This window comes from Pseudomonas sp. B21-017 (assembly GCF_024749245.1).
In the GTDB taxonomy this organism is placed as follows: Bacteria; Pseudomonadota; Gammaproteobacteria; order Pseudomonadales; family Pseudomonadaceae; genus Aquipseudomonas.
Map to the genome: position 1 here is coordinate 1,085,386 of NZ_CP087194.1, position 13,800 is coordinate 1,099,185.

General features: G+C 59.3%; 15 protein-coding genes. 10 read left to right on the forward strand and 5 right to left on the reverse strand.

Annotated features, from left to right (window positions below; genetic code table 11):
- The first annotated feature begins 112 nt into the window (after window positions 1–112).
- Entirely contained in the window at window positions 113–487 is a 375-nt protein-coding gene (locus LOY28_RS04715; protein ID WP_258613139.1) for a DUF6124 family protein, read from the forward strand.
- Between the two features lie 245 nt (window positions 488–732).
- Complete coding sequence (locus tag LOY28_RS04720; RefSeq protein ID WP_019582340.1) at window positions 733–990, forward strand: hypothetical protein; 258 nt, start codon at window positions 733–735, stop codon at window positions 988–990.
- Between the two features lie 82 nt (window positions 991–1,072).
- Here the strand turns inward: LOY28_RS04720 and LOY28_RS04725 are convergent, their stop codons facing one another.
- The 5 genes from LOY28_RS04725 to norR form a co-directional block, all read right to left on the reverse strand.
- A complete protein-coding gene (locus tag LOY28_RS04725) occupies window positions 1,073–1,822 on the reverse strand; it encodes a YkgJ family cysteine cluster protein (protein WP_258613140.1) in 750 nt (249 codons plus the stop codon).
- 83 nt (window positions 1,823–1,905) lie between these two features.
- Window positions 1,906–2,232: a hypothetical protein gene (locus LOY28_RS04730; protein ID WP_258613141.1), complete on the reverse strand. Its 327-nt coding sequence runs from the start codon at window positions 2,230–2,232 to the stop codon at window positions 1,906–1,908.
- 71 nt (window positions 2,233–2,303) lie between these two features.
- Entirely contained in the window at window positions 2,304–2,762 is a 459-nt protein-coding gene (locus LOY28_RS04735) for a GNAT family N-acetyltransferase (protein ID WP_258613142.1), read from the reverse strand.
- Window positions 2,763–2,788: 26 nt separating this feature from the next.
- Window positions 2,789–3,691, reverse strand: a complete 903-nt coding sequence (locus tag LOY28_RS04740) for a chemotaxis protein CheV (RefSeq protein WP_018930150.1) — start codon at window positions 3,689–3,691, stop codon at window positions 2,789–2,791.
- Window positions 3,692–3,978: 287 nt separating this feature from the next.
- Window positions 3,979–5,532 (reverse strand): nitric oxide reductase transcriptional regulator NorR, encoded by a 1,554-nt coding sequence (gene norR, locus LOY28_RS04745; RefSeq protein ID WP_086946442.1) that lies wholly within the window; start codon window positions 5,530–5,532, stop codon window positions 3,979–3,981.
- 147 nt (window positions 5,533–5,679) lie between these two features.
- Between norR and hmpA the strand changes: the two genes are divergently transcribed.
- From hmpA to cyoE, 8 genes are all read left to right on the forward strand, one after another.
- Entirely contained in the window at window positions 5,680–6,861 is a 1,182-nt protein-coding gene (gene hmpA, locus LOY28_RS04750) for an NO-inducible flavohemoprotein (protein ID WP_018930152.1), read from the forward strand.
- A gap of 168 nt (window positions 6,862–7,029) precedes the next feature.
- Window positions 7,030–7,590 carry an ester cyclase gene (locus LOY28_RS04755; protein ID WP_018930153.1) on the forward strand — a complete coding sequence of 187 codons (561 nt, stop codon included), beginning with the start codon at window positions 7,030–7,032 and terminating at the stop codon, window positions 7,588–7,590.
- 25 nt (window positions 7,591–7,615) lie between these two features.
- Window positions 7,616–8,125, forward strand: a complete 510-nt coding sequence (locus tag LOY28_RS04760) for a disulfide bond formation protein B (protein ID WP_019582334.1) — start codon at window positions 7,616–7,618, stop codon at window positions 8,123–8,125.
- 827 nt (window positions 8,126–8,952) lie between these two features.
- Window positions 8,953–9,897, forward strand: coding sequence for a ubiquinol oxidase subunit II (gene cyoA, locus LOY28_RS04765; protein ID WP_026286728.1), 945 nt, complete (start codon window positions 8,953–8,955; stop codon window positions 9,895–9,897).
- 3 nt (window positions 9,898–9,900) lie between these two features.
- Complete coding sequence (gene cyoB, locus LOY28_RS04770) at window positions 9,901–11,931, forward strand: cytochrome o ubiquinol oxidase subunit I (protein ID WP_018930157.1); 2,031 nt, start codon at window positions 9,901–9,903, stop codon at window positions 11,929–11,931.
- 3 nt (window positions 11,932–11,934) lie between these two features.
- The gene (locus LOY28_RS04775; protein ID WP_026286729.1) at window positions 11,935–12,561 is read left to right on the forward strand and encodes a cytochrome o ubiquinol oxidase subunit III; all 627 of its coding nucleotides are present in this window, start codon (window positions 11,935–11,937) and stop codon (window positions 12,559–12,561) included.
- Window positions 12,562–12,891, forward strand: a complete 330-nt coding sequence (cyoD, locus tag LOY28_RS04780; RefSeq protein ID WP_007941629.1) for a cytochrome o ubiquinol oxidase subunit IV — start codon at window positions 12,562–12,564, stop codon at window positions 12,889–12,891.
- Window positions 12,892–12,902: 11 nt separating this feature from the next.
- Complete coding sequence (gene cyoE, locus LOY28_RS04785) at window positions 12,903–13,790, forward strand: heme o synthase (RefSeq protein WP_018930159.1); 888 nt, start codon at window positions 12,903–12,905, stop codon at window positions 13,788–13,790.
- The last annotated feature ends 10 nt before the right edge of the window (window positions 13,791–13,800 follow it).

The following is a 13,800-nucleotide window of genomic DNA, read 5'->3' on the forward strand; positions in this document are numbered from 1 at the left end:
CGGTCCGGCCGGGTTTGATCCTCTACCGGTTTCTCACTCCGCACATAGCTGCCACCACTCCGTCGCGTGAGAAACGATGAGTGATGGCTCCAATTGATTAGAGGATGTTTCAATGAGCAACAAGTTAATTCCCGATCCACCCTTCAACACCACCACCCCCAATGCCGAAGCCTCGCGCGCCGAAGAATTACTCAAAGACCGCGAAGCCATAAAACGCGCGCTCGACTACTACCTCGATCCCCCAACGCCCTACACCGAAAAAAAACGCCGCCCCAGCACCATGTTCATGGTCGCCCCGAATATGGATACCGATAGCCTCTTGGCCCACGCCTACGAATCGTTAGCCACGGCGAGTGTCCTGGCCAGCGATTTCGCCAACGACCTGACCGGCCCGCAGCGCTACATGGCGCTGGCGATTCAACAGAGCATCATGCTGGCGGAGCTGGCGGTGAACCGGGCGCTGGATAACGTCGATCCGCAGACGTAGGCAGGCGTTCAGTCAGATTGACCGCGTTATCGTTCTTCGCGGGCAAGCCTCGCTCCTACAGAATTCGATGTGATCGACACATGACCTGTAGGAGCGAGGCTTGCCCGCGAAGGCGGCAGGTCCGTCAGCACAAAACCCGACGGACTCGCTCGCGGCTTGAAGCTTGCGGCCTCCGACACAGGTATACTGCCGCCTTTCGCGGCTCGCCTACCGGGCCCGACTCTTTAGCATCACCCGGAGCTTTCATGACTTCCCCGACACAACCGCCGGTTGCCGACGCTTTGCGCGACGACCAGGCAGACCTGCCCGACAGCGTCGACTCCAGCGCCGACAGCGAAACCAAAGCGGCGATCCCGGCGTTCAAGTTTCCGTTCAAGCCGGGGGAACTGGCCGGCGCGAAGAGCGCCAGCCAGCCTTGGTACAAGAATGGCGCCAAGAACGGCCACACCAAGACCCCGGGCGCAGCGCCTCCCGGCACTCGTCGTTCGATGGGCAAGCGCTGAGTTTTTACCTGCGCGGTGCGTGATCTGCCGTCATCGCGAGCCTGCTCGCGATGAGGCCATTAAATGCAATACGCCCTCGGGCTCAGGCCGCCCGCAACGAAATAAACGCATAGTTCAGCGGCGCTTCAGTCACCACCTGCGCCCCGGCTGCCAGCACTTGCCCGGCGATATCATCGCCAGACACATGAAACAGCCATTCACTATCTGCCTCGGCCTGCGATTGCTGCGCCACCTGATCGATCACCATGGCAAACGCGGTCATGTCCGGCAGATATGCGGTAAACCCATCGCCTTTCAGCGCTGTCGTCCGAATCCCCAATCGCGCGCAAATCGCATCCTTGGCCTGAATCTCATCGCGATCCGCTTGGCGGGAGCGCTGGATCAATCCTGCCAATTCCTGATCGACCAATTCACCGCCAACAATCAGATCCGGGCCTTTTTCCCATGACTCGGGCGGGCAATCCTTTGTTGCCGGGTTGAGCGGGATGTGCGGGTTGATTTCCATCGGATAGATGCGGCACACCAGCGGGCGGCGTTCGTAGATGCGGCAGAGGGTGTCTTCGTCAAGATTCCGGCAGGGGCCGACGTTGTAGGCGGCGAAGGTGATTGCCACGTGCGCTTCGCAGGTGCCGCTGCGAACCAGCGCCGAACGGCGTTCGGCGTGTTCGCGCTGTTGTGCTGGCAGGCCCAGGCCATTGGCGAGAAAGGCTTCCACCAGCACGATCACCTGGCCGCCATCGGCCGCCCACATGCGGGCTTCGGCCAGTGTCAGGGGAACATGGTGGTCGGTGCAGCATTTGCCACAACCGACGCAGGAGAACGGTGTATTCATTGAACGGCCAGTGACCTGTGAGAGCATGAAACGGCGACAAAAAGCCACCGCAAAGGCCTGTGCCAAAGCAAGTTATGCGCCATTCACTGCGCTTTTATGGTAGGACGGATGGAGTCCCATTCGGTGACGTAGGCGGTTTTGCTCTTCTTGTTGTAGAGGCACAGCTCGGTGCCTTGCTGGCCTTTCATGTGTTTTTGCGGGTACTGGCCTTGCAGCAGGAGTGCGGTATAACCGACCCGGTCATCGAACTGCGCGGTGTTTCCAACGGGTTGGGGGTTTTTCAGGCTGCTGGCCTTGGTGCAACTGGCGAGCACGGCTCTGTCGAAGGCGGCCCAGGCATCGGGGCTGGAGGCGTGGGCATGGGCGGCGAGGGTGGTGAGACAGAGGAAGGTCAGGGTGGTGGCTTTCATGATCAGGCATCCTTGGCGTGTTGTGGTCAAGGTCGGAGTATGCCTGATGGCTTGCTCGCGAAAGCGGTCTGTCAGACAGGCACAGGCTCCCGGCGGACCACATACATCCCGGCACTTTCATACAAACCCCGCGCCCGAAGGTTGTCTTCCCGCACCTTCAAATCCACAAAACCTTCGCGGCGCTGCGCAAACACCTTGAAAGCATGGAGCAGCAGCGCACGGCCAAGTCCGAGGCCTCGAGCACGCGGGTGCACCACCAAGTCCTTGATGTAGGCACTGGTCCAGCACTGGGCGACGCCGACGATGCCTTCGGCATCCAGAGCGATGAAGCACAGGGTAGGATCGTATTCAGGATCGGTTTCGAAACGCTGTTGCCAGACTTCCAGCGCCGGCACGCGACCGCCGCCTTCCCGATAACCCAGTTCCATCAAGTGATGAACGGCTTCGGCGAGTTCGGGACGGTACTCGGTCAACTCAATGTCGTTTGGCCAAGTGAAAGGCGGCACACCCTCGGCGAGGTTGCGCCGCATCAGAAAACAAAAGTCCTCGGCCACACTCAGTGACCTTGTTCGGCGACGACCCTGGCCGCCTCGATCAGGCACTTGGTCAGTTCTGGCGAGGAGAACTTGGTCAGCACCCCGTTGGCCCCGGCCAGTCGAGCCTTCTCGCTGTTCATCGCGCTGTCCAGCGAGGTGTGCAGCAACACGTAGAGGTGCGAGAAGTCCGGGGTTTCGCGCAAGGTGCGGGTGAAGGCATAGCCGTCCATCTCCGACATTTCGATGTCCGAGACGATCAGGTTGATCTGCTGGGCGGTGCCTTGCAGGTCCAGCAGGCAGTCGATGGCTTCCTTGGCGCTGCGGGCGGTGTGGCATTGCAGGCCGAGGTTGCGCAGGGTGTGCACCGATTGTTGCAGTGCGACCTGGCTGTCATCGACCACCAGAATTCGCGCATTGCCCAGTACTTCAGCCTCTTCCATGCTCAGTTCGGTCGGGGCCATTTCGATCTGCGCCGGCGCAATGCCGTGGATGACCTTTTCGATGTCCAGCACCTGCACCAGCGTACCGTCGACCGACGTCACGCCGGTGATGTACGAGCGCACGCCGCCAGAGCCGAAGGGGGGTGGACGGATGTCGGTGGTCAGGCAGTGGACGATCTTGCTCACCGCCTGAACGTGCAGGCCCTGCTTGGAGCGGCTGACGTCGGTGACGATCAGACAGCCACCGTTCGGGTCTTCCAGCGGTCGTTCGCCGATGGCGCGGCTCAGGTCGATCACCGACAACGACGCGCCGCGCAGGGTGGCGATGCCTTTGACGTGGGGATGCGACTCCGGCAGCTTGGTCAGCGGCGGGCAGGGGATGATTTCGCTGACTTTCAGCAGGTTGATCGCCATCAGCTTGCCGCTGCGCAAGGTAAACAGCAGAAGCGAAAGTGAATCTGCGCGGGCTTTGTTGGAAGACATAAAAACCTTCTGTGGAAAAGGTGAGGCGATTATGAGCATCGCCAACAGCTATCGATGCCGGGTTATCGACTTGTTGGGGGCTGGCTTTAGGGGAAATGCCTATTGCCAGCCAAACGGTGACCCCTGTGGGAGGGCGCTTACCTGTGGCGAGGGGGTTTGCCCCCGTTGGAGCGCGAAGCGGTCCCTGATTTTTCCAGATAGAACTCCATCGCTGAATTCACGACCGCTTCGCGGCCGAACGGGAGCAAGCTCCCTCGCCACAAGGGTATTACTTCATTCTGGTGAAACTATTTCATGCCCAACCGCTTGGCCATTCGCCCCAGGTTCGCCCGATCCAGGCCCAACTCCCGCGCCGCGCTGGCCCAGTTGTGGTGGTGCCGTTCCAGGCAAGCGCTGATCAGTTGGCGCTGATAGTGCTCAGTGGCTTCACGCAAATCCCCTGGAATCAACTCAGCTACCGGCGCAGCGACCACGGGTTCCGCTGCCTGTTCTACGCCGCTATTGGGCAAATCCAGATCCGCCGCGCTCAAGCTGAGAATCTTCGGCCGTTGCGTGCAATTACCCAGCGCCTTCAACGCGCTGCGGCCAATCAAGTGCTCCAGTTCCCGCACGTTCCCCGGCCAACCATACCCCAACAACGCCGCTTGGGCATCGCTGGTCAGACGCAGGCTGTTGAGGCCCATGCGTGAGCGGTTTTGTTCCAGGAAGTAGCCGCTGAGCAACAGCACATCCCGACCGCGATCCCGCAATGCGGGCACCAGCAACGGGTAAACGCTCAGGCGATGATAGAAGTCGGCGCGGTAGCGGCCGCTGCGTACTTCCTCGGCCAGGTCGCGGTTGGTCGCTGCGATCAGCCGCACGTCGACCTGATGCTCCTTGTCCGACCCCAGCCGCTGCAATTGCCCGCTCTGCAGCACCCTCAGTAATTTGGCCTGCACCGCCAGCGACAGTTCGCCCACTTCATCGAGGAACAACGTGCCGCCGTTGGCCAGTTCGAACTTGCCGCGACGATCGTTCGTCGCCCCGGTGAAAGCACCGCGCACGTGGCCGAACAGTTCGCTCTCCACCAAGGTGTCCGGCAGGGCGGCGCAGTTGAGGCTGATGATAGGTTTGTCGGCCCGGGGCGACGCGGCGTGGATAGCCTGGGCCACCAGCTCTTTACCGACCCCGGTTTCCCCGGTGATCAACACAGTGAGATCGCTGCCGCCCACAAGGTTGATTTCTTCAACCAGGCGTTTGTAGGTCTTGCTCTGGCCGATCATTTCGCGGTTCTGCTGGCCGCTGGCCTGACGGTAAACCTCGGCGCGCTGATGTTCGTCTTCGGCGCGATTGGCCAGCCGTTCGATGCGCTCGGCGGCGTTTACGGTGGCGGCGGCGAGGCTGGCGAAGGCTTGCAGGGCATCCAGTTCGATCGGCTCGAAGCGCTCAGGGTCGAGGGCGTCGAGGGTCAGCAGGCCCCACGGGCGCTCGTCGATAAACAGCGGGCAGCCCATGCAGTCGTGGACTTCCAAATGCTCGTGCAGGCCATCGACCAGGCCGTCATAAGGATCGGGCAAGTCGCTGTCGGCGGCGAAGCGGGTCGGGCCGGGGCTGCTGAGCAGCGCTTCGAAGCGCGGGTGTTCGCTGACCTTGAAGCGGCGGCCGAGGGTGTCGGTGCTCAACCCGTCCACAGCCAGCGGCACCAGCCATTCGCCGTCGAGTCGCAGCAGGGCGGCGGCATCGCAAGGGAGCAGGGCGCGCATGGCTTCGAGCAGGCGCCGATAGCGCTCGCCTTCGGGCAGCTCGCGGGACAGGTCGGAGACCAGGGGCAGCAGGGTCGTGAGCAGTAATTTTGCAGTCATAATGACTCCGTGTAGTCGCTATGACTATAAAACGATGAGTGTCGATATGACTACATTGTTTTTAATTGTTTGATTTATAAGGTTTTAATTGTTGGCATGGAAACTGATAAGCAAAGGGTATTCATATAAAGCCCAGGAGTTGCTCTTATGCTTAGCGTTCAAGACCGTGCCATCGTCAAGTCCACCGTACCGCTGCTGGAAAGCGGTGGCGAGGCATTGATCACTCACTTCTACCGCATGATGCTCTCCGAATACCCGGAAGTCCGCCCGCTGTTCAACCAGGCCCACCAGGCCAGCGGCGATCAGCCTCGCGCCTTGGCCAACGGTGTATTGATGTACGCGCGGCACATCGACCAGCTCGATCAGTTGGGCGACCTGGTGGCCAAGATCATCAACAAGCACGTGGCCCTGCAAATCCTCCCGGAACATTACCCGATCGTGGGCAGCTGCCTATTGCGAGCCATCTCTGAAGTGTTGGGCGATGAGATCGCCACCCCTGAAGTGATGAGCGCCTGGGGTGCGGCCTACAACCAATTGGCCGAGATCCTGATTGGCGCCGAAGCCAGTATCTACGACCAGAAAGCCCAGGCACCGGGCGGCTGGCGCGGCGCGCGGGAATTCATCGTGGCGGCCAAGGTCGAGGAAAGCTCGGAAATCACTTCGTTCTACTTCGAACCGGCGGATAAAGGGCCGATTCTCGCGGCCGAGCCCGGCCAGTACATCGGCATGAAACTGATCCTCGACGGCGAAGAAATCCGGCGTAATTATTCGCTGTCGGCGCTGGCCAACAAGGGCCAGTACCGCATCAGCGTCAAGCGCGAAACCGGTGGCCGCGCCTCCAACCATTTGCACGATCAACTGCACGTCGGCGCGAGCATCATGCTGTTCCCGCCAGCGGGCGACTTCACCCTGACCGCCAGCGACAAACCGTTGGTGCTGATCAGTGGCGGTGTCGGCATCACCCCGACGCTGGCAATGCTCGAAGCGGCGCTGGCGACCGAGCGGCCGGTGCATTTTATTCACTGTGCGCGCAACGGCAGCGTGCATGCCTTCCGCGACTGGATCGACGGGCTGGCCGAGCGTCATCCGCAGCTCAAGCGTTTCTATTGCTACGCCGAAGACGATGGCGTCAGCCCGGCGGCGGACAAGGTTGGCCTGCTGAGCCAGGAGCAACTCGGCGAGTGGTTGCCGCAGCAACGCGATGTGGATGCTTACTTCCTGGGGCCTAAAGGCTTCATGGCGGCGATCAAGCGTCACCTCAAGGCCTTGGGTGTGCCGGAGAAGCAAAGCCGTTACGAGTTCTTCGGGCCGGCTGCGGCGTTGGAGTAAGCGGTTGCGGCGACTCGGGAGACCGAGTCGCCTTCATCGCGGGCAAGCTTCACCTCGGTCCCGATTCGTAAAAAACGCTTAAAGGTTAATCCGTTCTTAACCGGTTTATCGTTTATTCCCCGATGCTGATGATAGGCGCTCGTTCGTTTACATGATCAGGATCGCCCCATGACTCACATCACTATCTCCCGCCGTTTAACCCTGGCCGGCTTCAGCCTGACCGCTGCGCTGCTGGCGAGTCCGTTTGCCTCTGCCGAACCGACCTTGCTCCAGCCCAAGAGCCTGATTGTCGATCAGAGCCTGCCCAAGGCGCAGCGCGATTCCATGGAATTGGCCGCCCGGCGTTATGGCAGCTTCTGGAACACCGGGGAGGAGGCGTTGGCCAAGGCTGCATTGTCAGAGCAGTTCGTCGACAAGACCCCGCCCGAAGGCCGGGTTCAGGGGCCGACCGGGCCGCTGCTGGCGTCGAAGTTCTTTCGCACGGCGGTGCCGGACCTGAGCTGCGAGATCGAACAAATGATCATTGCCGGTGATCGGGTGGTGGTGCATTTGCACTTTCGCGGGCACTTCACCGGCCCGTTCAAGGCTCTCAAAGGTCAGGGCCAGCGTGTAGACTTCCGGGCAACCGATATCTATCAGATCGACAACGGTCGCATCGCGGCCAATTGGCATATCGAAGACAACATCAGCCTGATGCAGCAGCTGCAAGCGCAGCCGCCGGCGAGCTGATCCACGGACACAGAAGGGAAACGCGATGAGCGAGGAAACAATGCGGTTGGGACGTGAACGGCGCTATCTGGTGTTGCTGGGCATCATCTGCCTGGCGCTGATCGGTGGCGCGCTGTACATGCAAGTGGTGCTGGGCGAGGCGCCGTGCCCGCTGTGCATCTTGCAGCGCTACGCATTGTTGCTGATCGCGCTCTTCGCGTTTATCGGCGCGGCGATGCGCACCCGCCGCAGCATCACGCTGTTCGAGGCGTTGGTGGTGATCAGCGCCATCGCAGGCGTCGGGGTGGCCGGGCATCACGTCTATACCCAGCTGTACCCGGAAGTCAGCTGTGGCATCGATGTGCTGCAACCGATCGTCGACGGCCTGCCGCTGGCGAAGATCTTCCCGCTGGGCTTCCAGGTCGACGGTTTCTGCTCCACGCCGTACCCGCCGATCCTTGGTTTGTCCCTGGCACAGTGGGCGCTGACGGCGTTCGTGCTGGTCGTGGTGCTGGTGCCGCTGCTCACTTGGCGTAACCGCAAAGCCCTGCGCTGAGACCGTCCGCCACACCGTTGCAGGAAACAAAAAACGCCCCGGTCCTCGTTCAGAGGCCAGGGCGTTTTGCATGTTCAAAGCTCAAATGAAAAGACCTTGATGCGCGACAATTATGGATGCGGCATGTGTGCGACATGTTGTCACAGCTCGAGTGTCGCAAGTCATTTCAAGACATGGAATCGGGACACCTCAAGGTACCCAAAACAGGCCCCGCAAGCCACTGCCGCTTTCAGTGCCAATCAGCTGAAACAGGCAGTTTTAACAGGGGCTGGCGAATGGCCAAAGCCCTTGTCACATAGGGGGTAGAGCAGGGTCTGAGGCGAGCGCAGAGCCCAGGAAGCTGTCTGAACTTCGCGCGGTACACCTACATTTTTTGGTGTTTTTGTTGAGAATTAATTTCGATACCATGGCCCACTTTTGCAAAAACCGTGAATGATTGTTGCTGGAACGGATAAAAATTATTTCGGGATGAGACATGGTTTATGAATCGCTACATATCTACAATCGCCCGCACTGAATTCCCGGCACTGCTCATCCTGACTCAGGCTTATGAGTAGAACAGGGCGTCGAGAAGCCTGATGGCTTCATGCGACCCCCCATTGTCGGTGCCTTCCGACGATCCGCACCAAATGGAATTGGTCTGTAACAAGGCCCTTGACCACGAATTCGAATAAGAACACACCGCAGGCCCAGCAATTGTCGAACCGCGTCTGACGCGCGACGGGCAGGCCCTTATTCAATCCAAGAAAAATGCCAACCCTTGGCAGGGTGAAGTGTTGGCGATCAAAACCCAACTGCATTGCGCAAGCTGCTTTAGAGGTCGTGAGATGAGTAAAAACAGGTACCCCAGACTACTAGGCTTATTGCCGCTGCTCGGCACGTTGTTGCTGGGAGGCTGCAACATGACCTTGCTCGATCCCAAGGGCCAGGTCGGCCTGGATGAGCGAAACCTGATCATCACCGCAACGCTGCTGATGCTGTTGGTCGTCGTGCCGGTCATCGTCATGACGTTCCTGTTCGCCTGGAAATACCGCGCTTCCAACCAGGACGCCGTCTACACGCCAAAATGGTCCCACTCCACCAAGATCGAAATCGCGGTGTGGACTATTCCGGTACTGATCATCATTGCCCTGGGTTACGTCACCTACAAGTCGACCCACGCACTGGATCCTTACAAGCCGCTGGAATCCGACGTCAAGCCGGTCACCATTGAAGTGGTCGCGCTGGACTGGAAGTGGCTGTTCATCTACCCGGAACAAGGCATCGCCACGGTCAACAAGATCGTGTTCCCGGCGCACACCCCGATCAACTTCAAGATCACTTCCGACGCCGTGATGAACTCGTTCTTCATCCCTGCTCTGGGCGGTCAGATCTACGCGATGGCGGGCATGCAGACCAAACTGCACCTGATCGCCAACCAGAACGCTGAAATGGACGGTATCTCCGCCAACTACAGCGGCGCGGGTTTCACCGGCATGAAATTCAAAGCTATCGCCACTTCTCAGGAAGATTTCGACGCCTGGGTAAGCGAAGTCAAAAAGGCACCTAAACAGCTTGAACAAGCTGAATACGCAGCCCTGTCCAAACAAAGCCAGAACAACCCAGTCGAGCTTTACTCCTCGGTCACGCCGAACCTGTTCCAGATCATCGTCGACAAGTACGAAGGCATGAAACCGGGCAAGCCAGTGCACCACGAGAAGAAAGAGCACGAAGTGGCCGCCATGGAAGGAATGGACATGAGTTCGCATTCAGCTGCCGGGGCAGAGGAGTAAACGATGTTTGGTAAATTAAGTTGGGAAGCGGTCCCGTTCCACGAACCGATCGTAATGGTGACCATCGCCATGATCGCGCTCGGTGGTCTGGCACTGTTCGCTGCAATCACCTACTTCAAGAAGTGGACCTATTTGTGGACCGAGTGGTTGACCTCGGTCGACCACAAGAAAATCGGCGTGATGTACATCGTCGTCGCCATGGTCATGCTGCTGCGTGGTTTTGCCGACGCCATCATGATGCGTACCCAATTGGCCATGGCCACCGAGGGTTCGCCTGGCTACCTGCCACCTGAACACTATGACCAGATCTTCACCGCCCACGGTGTGATCATGATCATTTTCATGGCGATGCCATTCTTCACCGGCCTGATGAACCTTGCAGTGCCGTTGCAGATCGGCGCGCGTGACGTTGCCTTCCCGTTCCTGAACTCCCTGAGCTTCTGGCTGCTGGTTTCCGGCGTGGTGCTGATCAACCTGTCCCTGGGCGTTGGCGAATTCGCCAAGACTGGTTGGGTTGCCTATCCGCCGCTGTCGGGTCTGCAATACAGCCCGGGCGTGGGGATGGATTACTACATCTGGGCGCTGCAGCTATCCGGGCTAGGTACGACGCTGACGGGGGTCAACTTCCTGGCCACCGTGCTGAAAATGCGTACCCCTGGCATGAAGCTGATGGACATGCCGATCTTCACCTGGACCTGCACCTGGGCCAACGTCCTGATCGTGGCTTCGTTCCCGATCCTGACCGCTACCCTGGCTTTGCTGACGCTTGACCGTTACATGGATTTCCACATTTTCACCAATGAACTTGGTGGTAATCCGATGATGTACGTCAACCTGTTCTGGGCTTGGGGTCACCCTGAGGTTTACATCCTGATCCTGCCGGCGTTCGGTATCTTCTCCGAAGTCATCTCGACCTTCACCGGCAAGAAGCTGTTCGGCCACCATTCGATGATCTACGCTTCGGGCGCGATCTCGATCCTGGGCTTCATGGTTTGGCTGCACCACTTCTTCACCATGGGTTCAGGTGCCAGCGTCAACGCCTTCTTCGGTCTGGCGACGATGCTGATTTCCATCCCGACGGGTGTGAAGCTGTTCAACTGGCTGTTCACCATCTACCAGGGCCGTCTGCGCTTCACCAGCCAGGTGATGTGGACCCTGGGCTTCATGGTGACCTTCGCCATCGGCGGCATGACCGGCGTACTGCTGGCCATCCCGGGTGCTGACTTCGTACTGCACAACAGCCTGTTTGTGATCGCGCACTTCCACAACGTGATCATCGGCGGCGCGGTATTCGGTTACATCGCAGGCTTCGCCTTCTACTTCCCGAAAGCGTTCGGCTTCAAGCTGCACGAAGGCTGGGGCAAGGCAGCATTCTGGTTCTGGATCTCCGGCTTCTTCGTCGCGTTCATGCCGCTCTATGTACTGGGCTTCATGGGTATGACCCGTCGTCTGAACGCCACCACCAACCCTGAGTGGGTGCCGTACCTGTACGTTGCCATGTTCGGTGCGGTGATGATCGCTGCGGGTATCGCCTGCCAGCTGATCCAGCTGTACGTGAGTATCCGTGACCGCAAGCTGCCGCAGAACATGTGCGAGCACGGCGACCCATGGAATGCCCACACCCTGGAATGGTCGACCTCCTCGCCACCTCCGTTCTACAACTTCGCCGTGCTGCCAAAAGCCGACGTTGTCGACCCGTTCACCGAAGCCAAGGAAAACGGCACCGCATACAAGGCTCCGACCAAGTACGAGCCGATCCACATGCCAAACAACACCGCGACCGGTGTGGTCATGGGCGCACTGTTGACCGTATTCGGTTTCGCGATGATCTGGCACATCTGGTGGTTGGCAATCGCCAGCCTGGCAGGCACCGTGATCTACTTCGCGATCCACGCGGCCCGTGATGATCAAGGCTACTACGTGCCGGTCGACGTGATCGAGCGCATCGAAGCCGAGCAGCACAAGCGTCTGGTAGCAGCCGGGAAAGTCCCAGCCACCACCACCCGTGTTGAAACCTCGTTGGAACAGGCTTAAACCATGTCGAACTTAGTGACCAATGCTGGACACACCCATGTCGATGGACATGGGCATGATGACCATCACCACGACTCGGGCGAGATGACCGTATTCGGTTTCTGGCTCTACCTGATGACCGACTGCATTCTGTTTGCGTCGATCTTCGCAGCGTACGCGGTACTGGTTAACAACGTAGCGGGTGGCCCGTCGGGCCACGACATCTTCGAACTGCCATACGTACTGGGCGAAACCGCTCTGCTGCTGTTCAGTTCGATCACCTACGGCTTCGCCATGCTGGCGTTCTTCCGTGGCAACAAGAAGCAGGTCTTGGGCTGGCTGGCCCTGACCTTCCTGTTCGGTGCCGGCTTCATCGGCATGGAGATCAACGAGTTCCACATGTTGATCTCCGAGGGCTACGGCCCTAACCGTTCGGGCTTCCTGTCCGGGTTCTTCACCCTGGTCGGCACCCACGGTCTGCACGTGACCAGCGGTCTGATCTGGATGGCGATCATGATGTACCAGGTGCAGAAAAACGGCCTGACGGCGACCAACAAGACCCGTCTGAGCTGCCTGAGCCTGTTCTGGCACTTCCTGGACGTGGTGTGGATCTGCGTATTCACCGTTGTTTATCTGATGGGGACTATGTAAATGGCTAACGCGCACTCTCATGACGACGCCGGTCACGGCAGCGTCAAGTCCTACGTCATTGGCTTCGTCCTGTCGGTAATCCTGACCCTGATCCCGTTCGGTCTGGTGATGTACCCGTCGCTGCCGAAGTCGCTGACCCTGTGGATCGTACTGGCTTTCGCCGTTATCCAGGTGCTGGTGCACCTGGTGTACTTCCTCCACCTGGACCGTTCCGCCGCGCAGCGTAACAACGTGATTGCGTTTGTTTTCGCCGCGATCGTGATTGTCCTGCTGGTTGGCCTGTCGCTGTGGATCATGTTCAGCATCCACACCAACATGATGGCGAAGTGAGGTAAGTCCGGATGTCCTTTAAGCACTTTATCCAAATCACCAAACCGGGGATCATTTTCGGTAACGTGCTTTCTGTGGCAGGCGGATTTTTCCTGGCCTCCAAAGGGCATGTCGATCTGGCCATTTTCCTGGCCGCGATGATCGGCACGTCCCTGGTCGTGGCTTCCGGTTGCGTGTTCAACAACTGCATCGACCGCGACATCGACCTGAAGATGGAACGCACCAAGAACCGGGTGCTGGTCCAGGGCTTGATCTCCCTGAAACTGGCCCTGGCTTATGCGACCGTCCTGGGTGTCGCCGGCGTTGCGTTGTTGTACAAGGTGGCCAACCCGTTGGCCGCGTTGTTCGCGGTGATCGGTTTTGTCATCTACGTCGGCTTCTACAGCCTGTACCTCAAGCGCAAGTCGGTTCACGGCACGCTGGTGGGCAGTCTGTCGGGGGCGATGCCGCCGGTGATCGGTTACGTCGCAGTCAGCAATAACTTCGACATGGCCGCACTGACGTTGCTGGTGATGTTCAGCCTGTGGCAGATGCCGCATTCCTACGCCATCGCAATCTTCCGCTTCAACGATTACCTGGCCGCATCGATTCCGGTGCTGCCAGTGAAGCGCGGCATTGAAGTGGCCAAGAAACACATCCTGCTCTACATCCTGGCCTTCCTCGTGGCGACCTTGATGCTGACCTTCAGCGGCTACGCCGGCATGAGCTACCTCGCCGTCGCCGCGGCCATGGGCATGTACTGGCTGTACATGGCCTGGACCGGCTACAAGGCAGTGGATGACACGGTCTGGGCACGCAAGCTGTTCGTGTTCTCGATCTTCACCATTACTGCGTTGAGCGTGATGATGTCGCTGGACTTCAAAGTGCCGGGCGAGCTGTTGCTGACGTACGCGCCTTAAGCGTCGGATG

Bases quoted from the DNA above. Each gene is read 5' to 3' on its own strand.
- LOY28_RS04715 (WP_258613139.1), top strand. From the start codon at position 113: ATGAGCAACAAGTTAATTCCCGATCCACCCTTCAACACCACCACCCCC.
- LOY28_RS04720 (WP_019582340.1), top strand. From the start codon at position 733: ATGACTTCCCCGACACAACCGCCGGTTGCCGACGCTTTGCGCGACGAC.
- LOY28_RS04725 (WP_258613140.1), bottom strand. From the start codon at position 1,822: ATGAATACACCGTTCTCCTGCGTCGGTTGTGGCAAATGCTGCACCGAC.
- LOY28_RS04730 (WP_258613141.1), bottom strand. From the start codon at position 2,232: ATGAAAGCCACCACCCTGACCTTCCTCTGTCTCACCACCCTCGCCGCC.
- LOY28_RS04735 (WP_258613142.1), bottom strand. From the start codon at position 2,762: ATGCGGCGCAACCTCGCCGAGGGTGTGCCGCCTTTCACTTGGCCAAAC.
- LOY28_RS04740 (WP_018930150.1), bottom strand. From the start codon at position 3,691: ATGTCTTCCAACAAAGCCCGCGCAGATTCACTTTCGCTTCTGCTGTTT.
- norR (WP_086946442.1), bottom strand. From the start codon at position 5,532: ATGACTGCAAAATTACTGCTCACGACCCTGCTGCCCCTGGTCTCCGAC.
- hmpA (WP_018930152.1), top strand. From the start codon at position 5,680: ATGCTTAGCGTTCAAGACCGTGCCATCGTCAAGTCCACCGTACCGCTG.
- LOY28_RS04755 (WP_018930153.1), top strand. From the start codon at position 7,030: ATGACTCACATCACTATCTCCCGCCGTTTAACCCTGGCCGGCTTCAGC.
- LOY28_RS04760 (WP_019582334.1), top strand. From the start codon at position 7,616: ATGAGCGAGGAAACAATGCGGTTGGGACGTGAACGGCGCTATCTGGTG.
- cyoA (WP_026286728.1), top strand. From the start codon at position 8,953: ATGAGTAAAAACAGGTACCCCAGACTACTAGGCTTATTGCCGCTGCTC.
- cyoB (WP_018930157.1), top strand. From the start codon at position 9,901: ATGTTTGGTAAATTAAGTTGGGAAGCGGTCCCGTTCCACGAACCGATC.
- LOY28_RS04775 (WP_026286729.1), top strand. From the start codon at position 11,935: ATGTCGAACTTAGTGACCAATGCTGGACACACCCATGTCGATGGACAT.
- cyoD (WP_007941629.1), top strand. From the start codon at position 12,562: ATGGCTAACGCGCACTCTCATGACGACGCCGGTCACGGCAGCGTCAAG.
- cyoE (WP_018930159.1), top strand. From the start codon at position 12,903: ATGTCCTTTAAGCACTTTATCCAAATCACCAAACCGGGGATCATTTTC.